At 45.9% G+C, this 20,739-nt stretch carries 15 protein-coding genes; 14 read left to right on the plus strand and 1 reads right to left on the minus strand.

Features of this window, described 5'->3' with window-relative positions:
* Positions 1-121 precede the first annotated feature (121 nt).
* The 12 genes from LN995_RS14055 (at position 122) to LN995_RS14110 (ending at position 18,366) form a co-directional block, all read left to right on the plus strand.
* A complete protein-coding gene (locus LN995_RS14055) occupies positions 122-382 on the plus strand; it encodes a hypothetical protein (protein ID WP_229961714.1) in 261 nt (86 codons plus the stop codon).
* Positions 383-733: 351 nt separating this feature from the next.
* Positions 734-1,783 carry a succinylglutamate desuccinylase/aspartoacylase family protein gene (locus LN995_RS14060; protein ID WP_229961715.1) on the plus strand — a complete coding sequence of 350 codons (1,050 nt, stop codon included), beginning with the start codon at positions 734-736 and terminating at the stop codon, positions 1,781-1,783.
* An 87-nt stretch (positions 1,784-1,870) separates the two neighbouring features.
* Entirely contained in the window at positions 1,871-4,303 is a 2,433-nt protein-coding gene (locus LN995_RS14065) for a TonB-dependent receptor (RefSeq protein ID WP_229961716.1), read from the plus strand.
* Positions 4,304-4,425: 122 nt separating this feature from the next.
* Positions 4,426-5,136, plus strand: coding sequence for an ABC transporter ATP-binding protein (locus LN995_RS14070; RefSeq protein WP_262910493.1), 711 nt, complete (start codon positions 4,426-4,428; stop codon positions 5,134-5,136).
* A gap of 1 nt (position 5,137) precedes the next feature.
* On the plus strand, positions 5,138-6,559 hold the full coding sequence (locus tag LN995_RS14075; protein WP_262910494.1) for an ABC transporter permease: 1,422 nt from the start codon (positions 5,138-5,140) through the stop codon (positions 6,557-6,559).
* A gap of 3 nt (positions 6,560-6,562) precedes the next feature.
* A complete protein-coding gene (locus tag LN995_RS14080) occupies positions 6,563-7,945 on the plus strand; it encodes an ABC transporter permease (protein WP_229961718.1) in 1,383 nt (460 codons plus the stop codon).
* 494 nt (positions 7,946-8,439) lie between these two features.
* Entirely contained in the window at positions 8,440-8,994 is a 555-nt protein-coding gene (locus tag LN995_RS14085; RefSeq protein WP_229961719.1) for an RNA polymerase sigma factor, read from the plus strand.
* 69 nt (positions 8,995-9,063) lie between these two features.
* Entirely contained in the window at positions 9,064-10,050 is a 987-nt protein-coding gene (locus tag LN995_RS14090; protein WP_229961720.1) for a FecR family protein, read from the plus strand.
* A 10-nt stretch (positions 10,051-10,060) separates the two neighbouring features.
* Entirely contained in the window at positions 10,061-13,435 is a 3,375-nt protein-coding gene (locus LN995_RS14095; RefSeq protein ID WP_229961721.1) for a SusC/RagA family TonB-linked outer membrane protein, read from the plus strand.
* A 21-nt stretch (positions 13,436-13,456) separates the two neighbouring features.
* Positions 13,457-15,016 (plus strand): RagB/SusD family nutrient uptake outer membrane protein, encoded by a 1,560-nt coding sequence (locus LN995_RS14100; protein WP_229961722.1) that lies wholly within the window; start codon positions 13,457-13,459, stop codon positions 15,014-15,016.
* 38 nt (positions 15,017-15,054) lie between these two features.
* Positions 15,055-16,479, plus strand: coding sequence for an alkaline phosphatase PhoX (locus tag LN995_RS14105; protein WP_229961723.1), 1,425 nt, complete (start codon positions 15,055-15,057; stop codon positions 16,477-16,479).
* A gap of 51 nt (positions 16,480-16,530) precedes the next feature.
* The gene (locus LN995_RS14110; protein WP_229961724.1) at positions 16,531-18,366 is read left to right on the plus strand and encodes an alkaline phosphatase; all 1,836 of its coding nucleotides are present in this window, start codon (positions 16,531-16,533) and stop codon (positions 18,364-18,366) included.
* A gap of 494 nt (positions 18,367-18,860) precedes the next feature.
* Here LN995_RS14110 and LN995_RS14115 read toward each other — a convergent pair whose 3' ends face one another.
* Complete coding sequence (locus LN995_RS14115; RefSeq protein ID WP_229961725.1) at positions 18,861-19,115, minus strand: hypothetical protein; 255 nt, start codon at positions 19,113-19,115, stop codon at positions 18,861-18,863.
* 32 nt (positions 19,116-19,147) lie between these two features.
* Here LN995_RS14115 and LN995_RS14120 point away from each other — a divergent pair, with 32 nt between their 5' ends.
* Complete coding sequence (locus LN995_RS14120; protein ID WP_229961726.1) at positions 19,148-20,119, plus strand: LysR family transcriptional regulator; 972 nt, start codon at positions 19,148-19,150, stop codon at positions 20,117-20,119.
* Positions 20,120-20,352: 233 nt separating this feature from the next.
* Positions 20,353-20,736 (plus strand): transposase, encoded by a 384-nt coding sequence (locus LN995_RS14125; RefSeq protein WP_377470263.1) that lies wholly within the window; start codon positions 20,353-20,355, stop codon positions 20,734-20,736.
* Positions 20,737-20,739 lie beyond the last annotated feature (3 nt).

Genomic DNA, 20,739 nt, shown 5'->3' on the forward strand with positions numbered 1-20,739 from the left:
ATTGCTCCTCAGCTTGTTTATGTAAAAAAATCAAAAAATATAATAAAGCCTATTCATATAGTATTAGATGGGGCACTATCATTCATATATCGCATGCTTTTTCCTGGTGCTCTTTTGCAGAGTGATGGCACCGGAGGCTGCGATAATGGCCCTGCATGAGCATAAGCATACGGAAGATAAGCCAACATCAGAAGTTGTGGTCAGTGTAGCCCATCTCCATTGCGATGTGGATGATCTCTATAATGAAAACTTCGTACCTCCTTATTTCTTATTTGAACTTGCTTTAGTACCAAAAACAGGTTATTACATAGAACCTTACAGCTATGTCTGGAAGTTTACTTTCCCCAACAACATCTATCTCCGTGGGCCTCCTGTAGCCTGAATTTTCCTTTCTGAATGTTTAAAAGTTAAGTGCAGTATCACTGTTACTACAGATGCATTTTATCTGTAAACAAGCGAGGCACATCCTGTAGCTGCTCAATGGGAGTTCTTCTATGCTTTGTGCATGGCTTGATGTGCTGGTATTTTTCTTAGAGGAGAAGCATATAGCTAATTCTACTGCCTTACTTTTATTCATGTGGATCCTACAGCAGGCTTTGATCAAGTATAGGCCATGGTTGACTCTATACTTAACCTACTGTAAAATGTACTAGAAGCTGCTACTATATGATTTAGTAGTGCCGCCTATTCCTTTCCTATCTATCATACCATACTATCACTTTCAGATACTACGATGAAGATCTCATTGCTATACCTATTTATACTTATCTCTGTATTTAAACTTACTATTGCACAGGCAAATCTTAAGCCGTTCACCTTCTCAGGTGAGAAAATCAAAGCAGGCACTAAACTGTCCCTTTTGATACCAGTAGTGAGCGGAGAAGATAGCACCGTTATACCTGTCACAGTCTTTCACGGTGCCAAAAAGGGCCCTGTACTAGGCATTACCGCTGGTGTTCATGGTTTGGAGTATGCTCCCATCATGGCTGCCCAGCAGCTACCGAACCATCTTGATCCTGCTAGAATGAGCGGCACCGTCATTCTGGTGCACATGGCCAATGTGCCCGCTTTTCTGCAACGTTCACTGATGGTGAACCCTGTGGACGGCAAGAACCTGAACCGTGTCTTTCCTGGTAAGCCGCACGGAAGCCTGACGGAGCAATTAGCTTATGTTATTTCAAATGAGATAATTGCCCGCTGCGACTATTTTATAGATGTGCACGCGGGGGATGCCAACAACGACCTGCGCCCATATTCGGGCTACTACAACTATTACGATATGCCAGCTGTCTCGGAAAAGGCGAGGCAGATGGCAGTGGCCCTGGGCTTTGACTTTATCGTGCAGTTTGGCAACCAACAGAGCCTGACGGAGGAATCCATTTACTGCTCCCGCGAGGCCACCAAACGCAACATTCCTGCCGTTGACATTGAGTGCGGCAGGAAGGGCATTGTGGAGGAAAAACCGGTGCTGCAGATTCAGCAAGCCCTGCTAAGTCTGATGCGCCACCTGCAGCTATTGGAAGGCAAGCCAGTCTTGGTAGCAAGTCCCGTTATGATCGCGCAACGCACTTCTGTTGAAAGCGAGCACGAAGGCTTTTTCTACAGTGACCTGACCAGCGGCGACTATGTGAGAAAGGGTATGCGGCTGGGCTACATCACCGATTTGTTCGGCAACCATGTAGCCGATGTCATCTGCCCGACAGACGGTGTCATCCTCTACAAGACATTCAATCCTCCCATCAAAAAAGGCGACGGTCTGTTTAGCATCGGGCACATCAACTAAATCAAAAAAAGAAAATAAACCTCCCATCGCAAGTTCATTATTGAAGGAATGAGCCTGGCAGCCTTATATACTAACTTTAAAATCTGTATGATAAAATATTTATTTACGCTGCTGCTGGTATTCATCCAGTTTGCGGTACAGGCGCAAAATACTGGTGCCATAAGCGGCAAGGTAATCGCAAAGGGTGGGAACAGCCTGGAAGGAGTTTCCATCGTGCTCAAAGAAAATAGCCAGCGTACCATCACAGAACCAGATGGTAGCTTCAGAATCAGCGGGTTGGGCTATGGTGAGTTTACAGTTATTGCGCAGGGTTTGGGATACAATGTCGAAATCCTTCAGGTGGTGCTAAGCGAGGAAACCCCAACTGCATCAGTGAATTTTACATTGAGTGCCAGCACTAATGCTTTGCAGGAGGTGGAAGTGCTTGGCCGAAAAGAAACCACCTATAAGAGCGACTACAGCTTTATAGGTACCAAAACAGCCAGTCTGGTGATAGACGTACCGCAGACGATCTCGTCGGTGACAAAAGAACTGATGGAAGATCAGCAGGCATTTACATTGAATGATGTGGTGCAGAACATAGCAGGTGTAAACCAGTACTCCAGCTATGACGATCTGACGGTGCGCGGTTTTCGGAACGGTTACGAAAGCGGCTTTCGTCTGGTAAACGGATTGCTCTCGGGCTATAGCTATGGGAACGGTTTTTTTCGGGTGCCGCTTACAGCCAATCTCGAAAGGGTTGAGGTACTGAAAGGACCAGGGGCTGCTCTTTTCGGCGATATCAACCCTGGCGGAACAATTAATATGGTAACGAAAAAGCCTCTGGAGGAAGCCCGTAAAGCAGTAAGTTTTTCTGTGGGGAGCTTCCAGACCATTCGCTCTACACTTGATTTTACTGGGGCACTGAACGAAGACAAGTCTGTGTTATACCGGCTAAATGTTGGCTACGAAAACACCAAGACATTTCGCGATGTAAACGACCGCCAGTCGCTTATGATTGCGCCAACCGTTACTTTCAGGCCCACAGATAACACCACCATTAATGCTGAGTTAGTATACAGCAGCTTTGATGGATACCTGGATCGTGGCTTACCGATACAGGGTGGCGATTTGTTTGCGCTGCCTTTTTCCTTTGCCGTGAATCAGCCGAACGACCACTTCAGAGTGAAGGACCTGTCGCTCAATGCCTCGTTGAATCATAAAATTAATGAATGGCTGTCTTTTAACGCGGCCTATATGAAGTTTGCCTACTCTGAGGATATTAAAGAGCACCGCACCCTGAATACTTTTGCCGATGCCCCACTGAACACCGTCATGAACCTGCGTTATTTTGAGCGTTTGGCGAAGGAGTATACAGATAATCTTTCTGCCTATTTCTCGCTGAACCGCAACACTGGCAGTATCAGCCATAAAATTGTGTTAGGTGCCGATTACGTGAAGTTCGATACTGACAATAACAGCACTATGTTTGAAGCCCGCCAGCAAATGATAAACGGTGAGGCGGTACCTTTAACGTTTGACCTGAAGAGCCCTGTGTATGAGATAAAGAACACAATCAATTATATTCGGCGCCCACTGCCGCAATTCTTTATCGACTATATCAACAATGTGTACCACACCACAGGCCTTTACGTGCAGGACCAACTGGAGGTAACCAATCGACTTGGTTTGCTGCTTGGCCTGCGTTATGAGATGTTCCGTGATGAGCGGAATTACGGAGACGGGGAAGAGAACATACAGCAGAATGTGCTGCTGCCACGCATCGGGCTTACCTATTCGCTACTCGATAACCTGAACTACTTTGCCAGCTACAGCCAGGGCTTCAGGCCCATCAATCCGCAGTACATCAAGTACCCTGAGCGGTACGGCCGAAGCGAACCCTTCAGCAACGAAACCAGCTACCAAGTAGAAGCTGGGCTGAAAGGGGAATTCTTTCAGAAGGCTTTGTTTGCAATACTTTCCCTTTATCAGATCGAGAAGCGAAATACCTTGGTGAATACTTTTCAGCTAACGGAGGAAGGGAATCCGATTTACAGGCAAAACGGCAGAACGCGCTCACAAGGGGTAGAATTGGAGCTAACAGGGAACATTTTGCCGAATTTAACCCTGAACGCTAATTACGCCTTTAACCATACAGAAGTATTAAATGCTGACTTGGATACTGAGAATGGCATGATGGCGGCCAACGCGCCAGAGCACTCAGCAGGTTTATGGACAAAGTATACGTTCACGGTACCCGCCTTGAGAGGAATAGGAGTGGCTGTTGGCGGTAACTATGTTAGCCGACGCAGAATGGAAGTGCAGGTAAACGCTGTGAACACAGGCGAATTGATTTGGGATTACTGGCCTGCTTATACGGTGGTAAATGCAGCTTTATTTTACAACGTCAACAAGTTTAAGTTCAGCTTTAACCTGAATAATGTTTTGGACAGGCGCTACTTTGTCGGTGGCTATGACTACTTCCGTGCCAGTCCGGGAGCACCAAGGAATTTTATGACCACAGTTGGCTATACTTTTTAATGATGCTCATAAAGAATAAGAATCGATAAGGATGTTCCCATTTAAAAGGGAACAAAAAAATGCGCAACATAGGCTATCGATGACTTCTGTTTAACCAGAATTAACTAAACCAAAAGTATCATATGGATATTATACTAGAAGCAAAAGGTCTCAGAAAAGAGTACCAGGATAAGCTGGCGCTGAAAGGTCTGAACCTGGAGATAGGGGCAGGGGAGATTTTCTGTCTGTTGGGCCAGAACGGCGCGGGCAAGTCAACTACTATCAATCTGTTCTTAGGCTTTATCAAACCAACATCAGGTGCGGCTTATATCAATGGAATAGAAGTAGCGGAGAATGTCACGAAGATAAAAGAGTCCCTGGCCTATATACCCGAGAACGTGATGCTGTACCCAAACCTGACGGGGCTGGAGAACCTGGCCCTTTTCAGCAGCCTTGCAGGCTTTGATTATTCTAAAGAGGAGTTGATGCATTACCTGTTAAACGCGGGTTTGCCAGCAGAAGCCATTAGCCGTAGGGTAGGGGGCTACTCAAAAGGGATGCGTCAGAAAGTGGGCATTGCCATTGCGGTGGCCAAACATGCCAAAGTACTGCTGCTCGACGAGCCGACCTCTGGTCTTGACCCCAAAGCCAGTAATGAGTTTTCGGAACTGCTGATGCAGCTCAGCGGTGCGGGCACCGCCATCTTTATGGCCACACACGATATTTTTAGATCTAAGGAAATGGGTACCCGTGTAGGTATTATGCGCGAAGGTGAGCTTGTAGATGTATTGCCTGCTGCCGACCTGGAGGCGAATGAACTGGAGAAACTATACTTAAACTACATGCACATTTAACATGGTAAGAAGCATCGCGAAAAAAGAATTCCTTTCCACTCTCCGAGACAGCCGTTTTATGGCATTGAGCATTATCGTGCTGTTGCTGTTGTTGGCCGCAACCATCGTGGGGCTGCACAGTTACCAAACCCTTCAGGAAGAACGTACTATAGCGCAAGAGAAGGTGAATAATCAGTTTGCCAATTCCGCTGATCGCCACCCGCACCGCATGGCGCACTACGGCTCTTATGCCTTCCGTCCAAAGTCGAGCATCAGTTTTCTGGATTTTGGAATTGATTCCTATACGGGTGCCTCTGTGTACATGGAGGCGCACAGGCAAAACAGCGCCAACTTCAGCCAGGCACAGCAGTCTTCTTCGCTTATCCGCTTCGGAGAGATGACCGTGGCTTTTGTGCTGCAGATGCTCATTCCACTGCTTATTATTTTTCTTTGTTTCGGAGCCTTTACGCAGGAGAAGGAGACAGACACACTACAGATACTGCTGAGCCAGGGCGTATCGCTCCGGCAGGTGGCATGGGCCAAGATAGCAGGCTACAGTAAAGTAGTGGCGCTAGTCGTTGCACCTGCTTTGGTGCTGGCCAGCCTGTTGTTGTTTGGCAGAGGCGGCTTTGAAATGGAAGACGATTTGCTGGTTAGGCTTGTGCTGTTTATGCTGTTCTACCTGGTGTATTTTTTCATCTTTATAGTATTATCGGTAGTGGTGTCGGCACTGCACCAGCGCTCCAGTACGGCTTTGGTAACCCTGCTCGGCATCTGGATTCTCCTCTGCGTGATCACTCCTAAAGCAACTGCCAACCTGGGAGCTAATCTGTATACAACTCCAACTAAAGCGCAAATGGATGCGGACGTGCATGAGGAGGTGGCTAAGGGAATAGACGGGCACAACTCCAGCGATGCGCGTGCGGAGACCCTGAAGCAGGAGCTACTCAAGAAGTATAAGGTGGCTAAGCTGCAAGATCTGCCTGTGAATTTTGATGGGATCTTGATGGCCGTAGGAGAGGAGCATAGCAGCAAGGTGTATCAGGCACATTTCGATGATCTGACAGATATATTCAAAAAGCAGAACAGTATCTCAGAATATACAGGTCTGCTGAACCCTTATCTGGCTGTGCGCCATTTATCGATGGGTATGGCCGGTTCAGATTTCAGTCATTACATTCACTTCCAGAACATGGCAGAGCGGTACCGCTACAACCAATCACAGGAACTGAACCATATTCAGGCTACGCAACTAAAGTATGGCGACAAGGAAACTCGCCTGAGCAGCGACACCTGGAAGAACTTCAAACCTTTCGTGTATGAAACGCCGCACGCCGGTTGGGCATTGGGTAACCACATGGTATCTCTTGTATCCCTGCTGCTTTGGTTGGTGCTGGTGTGCACCTTAGGACTCAGGCTGATTGATAATACAAAAGTTGCATAAGCGATGAAAAAATTCTGGATACTGATAAATTTCGAATGGCTCAACTTCAAGGCTGATAAAGGGCTGCTGATACTTACCACGCTGACGCTTTTCGCGGGCTTGTACGGCATTTACTACGGTACTACTGAAATAGAAAGACAGCGGGAAAATATAGCAGCGCTCGATGTGCTGACGGAGCATAACGTAGAGGAGATGAAAGTAAAGTTTCCTGGTGAAGCGGATGCTGGAGATATTGGCTACTACCACTCCACCTTCGCCGTGAACCACCCCGACTCCTGGGCCAGTCTTTCCATGGGGCAGCGCGACGTGAACCCGTACTATATTAAGCTGCGCCTGCTGAACCTGCAGTCTCAGCTCTACGACACTGAGAATATTAATCCGCTAAAAGTGCTATCAGGAAACTTCGACCTGGCTTTTGTGCTGGTGTACCTGTTTCCGCTGCTCATCATAGGGCTATGCTTTAATATACTTTCGCTGGAGAAGGAGCAGGGAACTTTGCCTTTGCTGATGTCGCAGCCCATTAGCTTGCCGCTTGTAGTAGGAGCGAAGCTTACTTTCCGAGTCCTGATTGTGATGGGGCTGGCGCTGTTGCTGTCTATTATAGCCATGCTGTGGGAGCAGGTAAGTCCTGATGTGCGGGTGGCGCTTTGGCTGGGCGTGGTGGTGTTAAACACTTTGTTCTGGTTTGGTGTAGCTTTCCTGGTGGCGGCTTTGCAGAAGAATTCCGCATTTAGTGCCGTAACGTTACTGGGTGTTTGGCTGATGCTGACTATTATTATACCTGCCCTGCTGAATGTATACGTGGCCATAAAGCAGCCAGTTCCGCAGGCGCTGGAACTGACTATTAAACAGCGTGAGGAAGTGCATGGCGGCTGGGATAAGCCGAAGCGTGAAACAATGAATAAATTATTTACCCTTTACCCGCAGTGGACTGATACTACTGAGATCCAGGGCCGCTTTGCCTGGCGTTGGTATTATGCATTTCAGCATTTGGGAGATGTGGCGGTAGCCGATCTGGCAAGAGATTACCAGGAGAGCCTGCAGGCACGCCATCAGTTAGTAGAGCGTCTGAGCGTGTTGTCAGTGCCTGTCAATGTGCAGGGAGTTTTTAATGCCATGACTGGATCTGACCTGCCGTCGCACCTGGCTTTCCTGCAAAGCGCCACCCGTTACCATGGTGAGCTGCGGGAGTTTTATTACCCATTCCTGTTTAACCAGGTTGGTTTTACACATGCCGATTACGATAGGGAGCCAAGGCATACCTCCACCAGTTCTCCTGATTTTACTACGGCTTATAGTGGGCTCGTAAAATTGTTCCTAAGTGTACTTCTGGTATATGTTGCAGGATTACTGCTTTTCAGAATGAAGGAGGCGATTGTGAAGTAAGCTGCAAACAAATTTTAATGGTCTTTTTGCTCGCCTTAATCAGGGCTAATAAAAGATTCATTTGGTAAGTCCTTTAGCAACATCATTAGCTAGGATACTGTGAATATAGGAAGTAAACTGAGGGCGTATTAATGGTTATAAATGCTTCATTACATTTCTTTATAAGAATGAATAAATTACTATCTACATCTTTTGTGGTGTAAACCTATTTTAAGACATGTAAATTTAAACAAGAAGGAGCCAAACATGTAAATTTAAACAAGAAGGAGCCAAACTGACTCTTTCTTGTTTAAGTCACAGTATATCAAAGAAAATCAGTTATAACATTCCAAAGTATTTTCTCTCGGGCTTCCGTTTGCCAACTAAAGTTTCTGATAATAATAACTTCACTCTTGATAACACCTCATAACCTGGAAGTAACAATATCTTAATCCTGACATTGCTTTCAGGTAACAGCTGGCTGCTTACTTTGTCTGCAAATTTATTCGGGTTAAATGATATTAGCAGAAACATGGAAAAGCATTCAGAATGACTCTATGGAAGCCTTCCACAAGTTCTTCGATGAGCAATGGAAACGCTGCTTTTCCATATCTTATAACCTGCTGCGTGACAAGGAACAGGCAGAAGACCTGGTGCAGGAGGTATTTATGGACTTGTGGATAAGGAGAAAAACTCTTATGATTCAGAATCCCGAAGCTTTCCTGACTCAGATGATTAAGAATAAAGCTTTCATCACGTTATCACGTACAAGCATACCTGTCCGAAATCTGGAACTACTAGAAAATCTGCATAAGGTATTGTCTCCCGAGGAGACTTATCTGCACGAGGAGTTACACCTCCAAATCAATCACATCGTCGATAAGTTACCGGACCGTTGTCGTGAAGTATTTATTCTAAGAAGATACGACGAGCTAAGTGTGAACGAAATTGCCACAAAGCTAGGCATGTCCATTCGCACTGTGGAGCATCACCTGTATCAGGCAACAAAGTTGTTGAAAAGCAATCTTAATCCGGTTATGTTATTATTAATAATTAACTGGTTGATTTAACAAACAGATAAAGCCTTTTCACTAAGTGGAAATCCCAGTTTCTGATACTTACTGGTGAAAGGCATTTACATGAACAAAGAACAGTACTGGAAGCAGGCTTTTTATAAATATTTGAAAGGTGAAGCTAGCCAAAGGGAAAGCAAAACAATTGATAAGTTCTTTCTACACCTGAAGCAGGATAATGAAACTGTCTGGAAAGAGGTTGGGGAACCTGCTGAGGAAATCAGGAACCGAATTCAGCGAAAATTAACTGTTCAGCCAGAAGCAGAAAAGCCTTTTCCAGCGTGGTACAGTGTTTTAACTATAAAGGTAGCTGCCAGTTTTTTGCTGGTACTGGGGCTGAGCTTCTTGTTTTATTTGGGCTTTAAAGGTAGTACATCAGCAAAAGTACAAACCAGTCAGTTTATCTCTGTTGTAGTTGCGCCAGGTGAACAAAAAGAAGTTGTGCTGCCCGATGGCTCACTGGTAAAGCTTAACAGCGACAGTGAACTGAAGTATAGCGCCAGCGATTTTAATCAGCAAGAGCGAAGGGTGTATCTAAATGGAGAAGCCTTTTTTAAGGTAAAGCAGGATACTATACATGCTTTTGTTGTCGAAACAAAAGGCCTAACCACCCGTGTGCTTGGCACCTCCTTTAACATCAATACACACGATAGGGAACATGCCGTAACAGTAGCTACAGGGCTAGTGGAAGTATGTGAAAAAATCACGGGCCAGTCTCAACATGTACTCTTATGTGCATCAGAAAAAGCCTGTTTTAATGAAACGGCCGGTAAGTTAGAAAAGCTACAGTACATAGCTGCGAACGACTATGCCTGGACAAACAGGTCACTTGTTTTTAATAAACTGCCTATCGACAAAGCTATTGCCAAAATTGAGCGGTGGTACGGAGTGCAGATTACCTATGATGCCGGGTTATCTGAAAGAACGATAACAGCCCGTTACGACAACGAACCACTGAAGCATGTGGTGCAGAGTGTGTGCTTTCTGCTTGATCTTACTTGTGAAAAAACAGCATCTGGCGAGTTAAAACTTCAACATCATCCTACTTTATAACCTATCAATCATGCAAAAAAAACTACGGGTAAAAAACAAAGTGGTCTCTCGAAAGCGATATCCGCTGCTCTTTCTGGCGCTGATGGGTACTGCTTCGTTGCCTGCTTATACACAAGCCAATGAAATATCCCTTGTTAGTTATCCTGGAAAAAAAAATAGCCTCCCGCATATTCTCAAGGTATTAGAGGCTAACACAGGGTACCATTTTGCTTATACCGATGAGGTGGCAAAGCTGAACAAAACCTTCTCTGTCGGAGCTGAGGATAAATCCATGGACGAGGTCCTAAAGATATTATCCGAAGAGGGCAATCTGAAGATCAGGAAAGATAACAAGACGATTTCCATAACTGTTGCGACGGAAACAATCAGAGAGAAACAGCAGAGCGAAATAGTATCGGGCATAGTAAAAGATAACACAGGTCAGGCCTTGCCTGGTGTGTCAATTACTGTGAAGGGTACATCTAAAGGTGCTGTTTCTGATGTTAATGGAAACTTTTCCGTTAATGTTTCTGGCTTTGAACAGCCAGTTCTGGTTTTCTCCTATATCGGATTTGCCAGCCAGGAGGTGCAGGTTAACAATCAAAGTCAGCTTAATATAGTGTTGGGAGAAGACACTAAAAGTCTGAATGAGGTGGTGGTAATCGGCTATGGTACAGCCAAACGCTCAGATATCACCACAGCAATCAGTACACTTCCTGATGCTGATAAAATAGCAAACCGCCCTATTTCAAACGTTGCTGATGCACTGCAAGGGAATCTGGCAGGTGTAATAGTTACACAAAGTGGAGGAGACCCTTCGGCCGCGCCTCAAATTGTGATTAGAGGTGCCGGTACCATCAACAGTGAATCTCCTTTGTGGGTAGTGGATGGTATGCCATATTATGGAGGTCCATTAAACCCAAGAGATATTGAAACATATACGGTTCTGAAAGATGCTTCTGCTGCTGCCATTTATGGAGCACAGGCTTCATCAGGGGTTATATTAGTTACTACGAAGAGTGGTAAGGCTGGAAAGCCAAGAATCTCCTTAGACACCTACTATGGCTGGCAAACGGCTCATAAATTGCCGGAAGCGCTTAATGCCGCAGAGCAATCAGCAATGTATAACCAGGCTGCAGATAATGCTGGTGCCTCTCGCCCGGATGCTCATGATCCCGCAAAGAACCCTTGGGGACAGGTAACACGCACCAACTGGATAGATGAGATATTCAGGACGGGTGGTATATATAACATTAACGCCAGCATCAGCGGTGGTAACGACAAGGGCCGCTATTTATCCTCCTTCGGGTATCAGAATAAAGAGGGCATACTGCTGAACACAAACCTGAAGCGATATAATTTCAGGATAAAATCGGATTATGATTTTAGTAATAAGGTGCGGGTGGGGCAGAACCTCTACGTTAACCAGAGTAATGCACAGGGAACAAATACTTCAAATAGTTACTCAGGTACCATTATAAACGCCATTTATATGCCGCCTGCCGCCCCTGTTTATGATGAAGCGGGTAACTTTCATGGGGTTGTGCCTGATGATCTGGTAAGTTCATTCGGTGGTTCTTATGGTGATACCTATAACCCTGTAGCATTACTGCTCCGGCCAACCGTAAATAGTCCTAGCCTTAACATTAATGGTACAGCCTATGTAGAGTATAGCCCGCTGGCAAACCTGAAGTTCAGGAGTGGTTTCAGCATAGACGTATTGCGCGATTCCTATAAAAGATTTGATCCGCGTATTCCGGAACCGGGTAAGCCTAACTCCATGAACTACCTGACGCAAAGTGAGGCAAACAGAAACAAGTGGATATGGGATAATCAGTTGTCTTACCAGAAAGCCGTTGGTAAAAGCTTTTTTGATGTAACGGCTGTTTATTCGGCACAGCATACCAACTACGGATACAACTGGCAAAGAGGTCAGAACTTTGACCGGGAGGATGAGTGGTTTCAATACATGGGCAATGCCAAAGAGATTATCGAAAGGCCAACCAGTAGCGTGTATGAAGATGCCTTAACCTCTGCAATAGGAAGAATCTCCTACAACTACGATGACCGTTATTTCTTAACAGGTAGTGTGCGCCGCGACGAGAGCTCACGTTTGCATGCCGATAATAACAGCGATATATTTCCTGCGGCTTCTGCTGCCTGGAAGATTTCCTCTGAGCCTTTCTTTCACGCTGATTTCTTCCAGATGCTGAAGCTTAGAGCATCTTGGGGGCAGATTGGTAACATACAGTCGGTTGATTACTATGCTTACAATGTGCCTTTGGAGTCAGGAAACGCCTATCTTGGTGCTTCTCCTGCTTTTCAACAGGCTTACTACATCAACAAAGAGTCTAACCCAGGGCTGGAGTGGGAGCGTTCGGAGACTTTCGATATCGGTCTGGATATGGCCATGTTTAACGACCGCCTGACACTTACTGCTGATTATTATGAGAAGTATACAAGAGGGCTAATATTGCCGGTAGACCCTAACCGACACGTTGGGGTACAAAATGGTGCTACCAGAAACGTTGGAACGGTACTGAACAAAGGTCTGGAGCTTGCACTTGGCTACAGAGGTAACATTGGTGAATTGGCTTATCAGGTAAATGGAAATATAACCACCCTTAAAAACGAGCTACAGGATTTGGATGGGTACGGCAATGACTACATTGTACATAGCCAGAATGTACGCAGTATGTTCTCTCCTTACCGTTCTACGCCAGGCCAGCCACTTTACTCTTACTACCTCATACCTCACGATGGCATTTTTCAATCAGAAGAACAGGTAGCTGACTATACTAATGCACAAGGGGAATTGATACAGCCAAACGCTAAACCTGGTGATCTGATCTTCAGGGATGTAAACGGAGATGGCAAGATTGATGACAATGACCGTGTGTACATGGGCAATGCCATGCCTGACGTAACCTATGGCCTTAACCTGAACCTGCAGTGGAAAAGCTTTGACTTAACCTTGTTTGGGCAGGGCGTAGCAGGTGTTAAGCTGCTGACAGGTTATAAATACTCTACCTATAACGCAGGTTTGCAAGGTTATAACCTGGATCGTGCTGTGCTGGATGCGTGGACACCACAAAACACTGACGCCTCTATTCCTAGGCTTTCTACCAGCGACACAAACCTGAACTTCGGTACTGCTTCTGACTGGTACCTTGAGAAAGGGGACTATTTCCGCATCAAAAATTTAATGATAGGTTATACGCTGCCAGTTCAGCTTATGAGTAGAATCAGGTCAGGTGCCAGCATAAGAGTTTATGCTGCTGCTGAGAACCTGCTTACCGTTACGCCTTATGAGGGCCTTGACCCTGAAATAGGAGGTGTAGGACTGGACATGGGAACTTACCCAGTGCCACGCACTTACACTATCGGAGTAAACCTTCAATTCTAAAATTTTTAAGAAACCATCACCATGAAAATAAAAAAGTATCTTCCGTTTGCTATGCTGCTGGCCTTGTCTGTAGGATGCAGCGATGACTTTACTGAACTTACTCCTAAAGGGGCAACTACCTATTCTAACTTCTGGAAATCTGAACAGGATGCTGTTGCAGCCTCCAATGCCTTATACACCCACATGTACAACAGCGAAATGTTTGGCCGGGGCTTTTTTTGGTTTATTAATGCTTCGGATGACATGGTAACCGGCCGCTCTAATGCCACTGCCGAAAATATTCGCTACTTCAGGACAACTGGTGGAGATAGCTATATCCGTAACATATATGGCAACTTGTACCAAATCATCCGGCGTGCCAATGAGATCATAAAAAATGTGCCCTACATACAAATGGAGGAATCCTTAAAAAACAGGATTTTGGGCGAAGCTTATTTTATGCGTGGCTTTTCCTATTTCTACTTGGCTTCTTACTACGGCGACCAAAGGGCTGGTGTACCTATCGTAACGGAAGAGAACATGGAGCAGAGCCATTTTGACCGTGCTGCCAGTGCTGCAGAAAATTATAAACTGGTGGAGAGTGACTTGAAGAAAGCAGCAGAATTGCTGCCGCTTTTCACCAGCTACAGCGATGATGATAAAGGCCGTGCACATAAAGATGCAGCCTTAGGATATTTGGCTAAAACCTACCTGTACTGGGCCCGTTACGATGCCTCTAAATGGGCTGATGCGGAGCAAGCGGCTGATGCTGTCGCCAATTCAGGTTCTGGTCGAGCATTGATCAATACAGGTAATCCCGAAGAGGACTTTGCCAGTGTTTTCCACATTGCCAATAACTGGTCCAGCGAGTATATCTGGTCAGTAGTATCGGGAAGGCAGACAGGCAGTATTTTACCTGGCGTAATGCTGGAAAACAAGGGCTGGGGGCAGTACAATGGCTGGGGATATTTTCAGCCAACGTTAGAGCTTTATAATGAGTATGAGGCTGCTGACGTGCATCGAAGAGAAGCAACTATACTTGAGTTTGGGGATGAATTCCAGTACCTGGGCCAGACAAGGCGCTATGCTTCATCAAACTCGCTAACAGGCTTGCAGTTTAACAAATATATGGAGCCGTACAGTTACCCGGTGGAGGAGCATCTCAATTCCAACGGTGACGAGCCTACTACTGACCTGAACGTACCATTGCTGCGCTATGCTGAGATACTGCTGATAAAAGCAGAAGCGCAGATTATGCAGGGTGAAAACGGAGATGCGCCGCTTAACATGGTGCGCGCCAGAGCAGGTTTGGAACCTGTTACAGGAGCAACTATGACCGATCTGAAGCACGAGCGCCGTGTTGAATTGGCCGGCGAATTTGCCGACCGGCATCTCGATCTGGTGCGTTGGGGTGATGCACAGGCTACCTATAGCATAGCGCCTCACGGACGTGTTCATGCCGATAAAACTAATCCGGATGCACCATTTCAGGTGGTACAGTTGGAGGTAGCCCGTAACTTCAATCCGCAGGTACATCATGTGTGGCCTATACCGCCAGATGTTGTAAGTAGTTCAGATATTCCTCAAAATCAGGGCTGGTAGTGTTTGCCATAAGCTCTTACTTCTAAAACTCTTAGTTCATGAATGACACAAAACCTTATACCTCACGCCGTCGCTTTTTAAAGTCGTCTGGTATAGCAACGTTGGGCTTTATGGGGCTCTACCAGTTCGTGGCGGAGCCATTACAAGCCTTTGGAAAAGAGGCTTTGGCACCGGCAGCAGGTTATGGCCCCTTGGTACAAGACCCTAAAGGACTTCTCAACTTGCCCAAAGATTTCTCTTATAAAGTTATATCACAACGTGGCGATAAAATGACAGATGGCTTGCTGGTCCCCGGTCGACCTGATGGTATGGGCACCTTTGCAGGGCCTGACGGCAAAACCATTATTATCAGAAACCATGAAAACAGTCCTGATACTTTTATTGAGGGAGCCTTTGGTCTGAAGAATGAGCTATTGCCCAAAGGAAAAGCTACGAGTTTTTATGATTTTGGGAAAGGTAAACTGCCTGGCCTTGGCGGTACTACCACCATAGTTTATGACCCCAAAAAAGGCGTGATAGAAAAGCAGTTTATGAGCCTGGCCGGCACAGCCAGGAATTGTGCCGGCGGTGTTACCCCCTGGAACAGCTGGCTTACATGTGAGGAGACAACTGTAAAAGCCGGGTCCTATGACTACTTTGAGAAAGACCATGGATACGTATTTGAGGTACCTGCTTCAACAAAAGTAGGAATGGTAACTCCTGTACCTATTAAAGAGATGGGCCGCATGAATCACGAAGCTGTCGCAGTAGATCCTACCACCAGCATTGTGTACCTGACCGAAGACAGGGGCGATAGCCTGTTTTATCGCTATGTACCGAACGAATCCGGTAAGCTGGCAAAAGGGGGCAAGCTGCAGGCACTTGCTCTCAAAGAGCAGAAAAGCTGGGATACCCGTAACTGGGAGAATTCTAAAGGACCTGAGCTTCCTGTAGGCAAGCAACTGGAGGTAGAGTGGCTGGACATGGAGAATATTAACTCTCTGGATGATGACCTGCGCCTGATAGGTTTTGATAAAGGTGCTGCCTGTTTCGCTAGGGGAGAAGGCATATGGTTTGGCCACAACGAGCTTTACTTTGCCTGTACCAATGGTGGTAAATCTTCAAGCGGGCAAGTTTTCAGGTATGAACCAAGCCCAAATGAAGGGAAGCCCGAAGAAGCAAAGCAGCCAGGCAAATTGGAGTTGTTTCTGGAGCCAAATAACAAGGATATACTGAAGTACTGTGATAACCTGACTATAGCTCCATGGGGTGATGTGATCATGTGTGAAGATGATCCACATCCCTTTGTAGTTGGAGTAACGCCTGGTGGCGAATTTTATAAGCTGGCGGAAAACGTTGGCTTTCTGTCAGAATTTGCGGGAGGCGTTTTTTCCCCAACCGGAGAAACTTATTTTATAAACATACAGGATGCGGGAATTACCCTGGCGATTACCGGACCTTGGAAAAAAGCAAAACAATCTTAAAACAAGCGCTCCGGTTGTGCAAAAGCAGACCTGAGCGCTTTTAACTTTATCATGCATCGTAAACTATACACCTTATTGCTGGCTTCAGGCCTTTTAGCTACAACAGCCGCTGCGCAAACAGTTGTACACACTACACTAAATGCTCATTCGCATAATGATTACCTAAACAACATCCCGTTTTTCAGGGCTTACCATAAAGGGTTTGGCTCTATTGAAGCGGATGTTTTTCCTTTGAAAGGCGAATTATACGTTGCTCACGAAAAAGATAATATCAGTAAAGAAAGAACGCTGTCTAAGCTGTACTTGGAGCCAGCCCTTGCTGAGTTAGCAAAAGATGAGACGCGGCAGCTAAGCCTGCTAATCGATATAAAAGAAAACCATCAGGAGGCGCTGCGTCTGCTTGTAAAGCAGCTAAAACCTTCCAGAAGCCTGCTGAGTACTCCTGCCCGGAAAGGACAGCTGACCATTATTATCAGTGGTGACAGGCCACAACCTGCGGAGTACACAAACTACCCTGACTATATTTTCTTTGATGACAACTATAAGATAGCTCATACGCCTGAGCAGTGGGAGCGGGTGGGGCTGGTAAGTACTAATTTCAGAAACTACAGTAACTGGAATGGAAAAGGAGTTCTCATCAAAGAGGAACTAGCACGTGTAAAAGGTTTGGTGGACAGTGTGCATGCTGCCGGAAAAAATATTCGCTTTTGGGCTGCTCCAGATAGCAAATCAGCTTGGCTAAGCCTAATGGGTATGGGAGTGGATATGATTGGGACAGACAGGGTGGAGGAACTGGGCACATTAATGCAGAGGAAGGCCAGAAATGAGTATAAAATGGCAGAACCTTACTCGGTTTATACTCCTACATATAAAATTGACAGCAAAACGGAAAGAGTCAAAAACGTTATCTTTTTGATTGGCGATGGCATGGGCTTATCACAAGTTTATGCCACTTATACTGCTAACAGAGGGCAGCTAAACCTCTTTCAGATGCGAAACATTGGACTATCTGTTACGAACTCCGCTGATGCATATGGCACAGACTCTGCTGCTGGCGCAACTGCCATGGCAACCGGAGAGAAAACCAATAATCGGGCAGTAGGAGTTAATTCAGCGGGTGAACCACTCCAGTCATTGGTTGCTTATGCCTCAGAAGCGGGTAAGAAAACAGCCGTCATTGCCGCCTGCGATTTGACTGATGCTACTCCGGCAGCCTTTTATGCACATCAGCAAGAGCGGTTATCAAGTACAGCGATAGCACAAGATATGCTTTCTTCTCCTGTTGATATAGTGGTGGGAGCCGGAAGAAAGCATTTTGAAGCTCGTATAAATGACAATAGCATTCTGGAAGCCCTACAGGCTAAGGGGTATGTAGTGGCGGACGAATTGCCCGCTACTTTGCCTGAAACTTCAAAACTGGCTGTATTGGTAGCTGACAGCGCTGTTCGACCTGTGTTAGATGGACGAGGAGACTATTTACTTGCTGCTTTTAGTAAAGTGACTGGCGCTATCTCAGACAATGATAAAGGTTTCTTTCTGATGTTGGAAGGCTCTCAAATTGACCACGGAGGGCATGCCAACAATTTTCCGCAGGTGGTAACAGAAAATGCAGACTTTGATAAGGTGGTGGGCGAAGCCTTACGTTTTGCAGACCAGGATGGAGAAACACTGGTGATTGTAACAGCTGACCACGAAACCGGGGGACTTACCTTACTAGACGGGAATATATCTGAAGGATACGTTATTGGAGAATTCAGCACTGATGATCATACGGGCATCCCGGTGCCTGTTTATGCCTATGGACCACATTCCAATGATTTCAGAGGAGTATATCAGAATAACGAAATATTTCAGAAGCTGTTAGCCTTGTTAAGCAAGTATGAATAGGTATTTTCTAACCATGTTTAATTATTTTGATTTCATATTAAGTCAACATATTGGTCATCCATTCCTTAGAGTAAAGGAGTATAATAACATTCGGTATATAGTGGCTTTGTTTGGGTAGGGTAGATAGTCAAACCATTTATTAAATAAGCTTAAAAAGTAGTAGTTACAGGAAGGGTACTTGTGTGAGAACTACACATAACCAGCATACAGGATGATGCTTTAGAGTAGATAGTGGTGGATGGTTTCCCTGGATGCACCGGTCAGATTGCAGGTGGTTTGAATGGACGTATTTCCCAAATGTGTACAGAAAGCTCACGCTCTAAAAGTTATCTAGGTGTGGCTTCAAAGGAATCATATCCACCACCTTCGAAAACATGGAGACTGCAAATACATGATTTCGGGCGATGAACCTTATCAGCTGTTACTGTGCGTTTGCATCACGTATTGCCTCCGGCAATCACGACTCATAATACTGGCGACTCCTTCACTAGTTTCTAGTTCATCATATAGACCCTAATTAATGCAATAATAGCCACCAACAGGAAGATGGCGTTAAGCACCCAGCTTGCGTGCGCCTTCTTCGATGCTGCGTACAGGGCCATTAAAAGGCAACCAAAAATCTGCATCCCCAGATATTGCACGGACTGACTGCTGATAAAATTCAAGCTGTTCAGGCTGAAAGCCAAAAGGGCAAAGACCGCTCCTATCCAGCCTATTCCTTCCCATACATATTTCCGCATTGACACCATTGCTTTGTTCATTTAATTATACTGCAAAGTAATTGTGTGCGTATGGGCTAAAAAATGCTAATATTGAGTTAACTAATGCGAAAATTGAATCAGAATACATGGAGTTACAGCAGATAAAATACTTCCTGACACTGGCGCAGGAGCTGCACTTCTGGAATACAGCCGAGCGGATGTTCATCACGCAGTCAGCACTCAGCAGGCAGATTAAGGCTTTGGAAGATGAACTCGGTATTCAGCTTTTCGAAAGAAGCAAGCGAAATGTGAAGCTTACCGAGGCTGGCGCGTTTCTAAGAGATCAGTGGCTGCCTTTGCTGGATGAGATTAACCGTATCCACATGCAGGCTCGGAAAATTCACGATGGTGCCTTTGGTTCTATCAGAATCGGCTACCCGGGCTCCATTGCCTACAGCTTCATGCCCGAACTGATTATAAGCATATCCCGTACCCTACCTGAACTGAAGGTTGAGTTGGTGGAGCCGACCGACATTAGCTTTGAGCAATTGCTGCTCAATTACCAGATGGATTTGGCGTTTAGACGTGATCCTGCGGTAAACCCTTCATTACAGTCAACCTGCCTATATTCGGAGCCGTTTGTCCTTGTCGTGCCTTATAACCATTGGCTTAATGAACAGAACTTTACCGGTTTGCACGATTTGAAGAACGAGAAGTTCATCCTGTCAAATTTGGCGCAGACTACGTTCTACACCTCAAGTCTTCGGCAGATTCTTGAGGACCACGACTTCAACCCCAACGTGTACATTGAAACGGATTTTGGCGGCATGGTTCTTGGGTTGGTCTCTAAGGGGCTTGGGGTGTCCATACTTCCCTATTCCTACTCGTTCAGTGCACTACCCAACGTGCGGTTTATCACACTGCCTTACAAGATGAGCCTCTACGTTACCTGGCGGAGGGATGATAAAAGTGCTGTTCTTAGGAATATACTGCAACAAGTGCAGGAGACAGCTTCTAAGTTCGTGTCAGATAGTAGTTTGCCAGTAAATTAGGCTGTGTCTGATGAGTCGAAACCTGATGTTAATATTCTCTAACTCTATCACCAGAGCAATTAGAGAACACTTACGTTTTGGTTTCTCCCTTCAAAAGGTGTTCATCAGTATATGATAAAACCAGACCCAAGAGCATAAAAAAAGCCCTGTAAGCTAACTTACAAGGCTTAAGTGCTCCGTAATGTACGGATATCGAACCATTTTATGGATGACTTGCGTCTTCTGACCCAGAAATGGGTGGGGTAAACGTGCTGCTGCCAGGTATCAGCGATAAGCAGGGGAGCGGGGCCAGCCTGCAGGAGCTGATCTCCCCGGACAACGAGGTGCGATTCATTGATGCCTTCATTGACTCTCTTCCTCTTGAAAAACTAGGGTTCCGCACGGATTTCCCCGAAAACGGCCGCCCCGCTTACCATCCCACTATTTTATTGAAGCTGCTAGTCTACGGCTACCTCAACCGCATCTGTTCCTCGCGTTGCCTGGAGCGGGAGTGCCACATCACCATCGCCAATTTCCGCAAAAATAACAGCCGCGCCATCACCCGTCTCTTTCGCGCCACGGTGAAGATGGCCGGGCACTTTGAGCTGATCGGCGGGGAGTGGAGTTGCTACCTTTGACTG

It is taken from the genome of Pontibacter silvestris, from assembly GCF_020907275.1.
Taxonomy (GTDB): Bacteria; Bacteroidota; Bacteroidia; order Cytophagales; family Hymenobacteraceae; genus Pontibacter; species Pontibacter silvestris.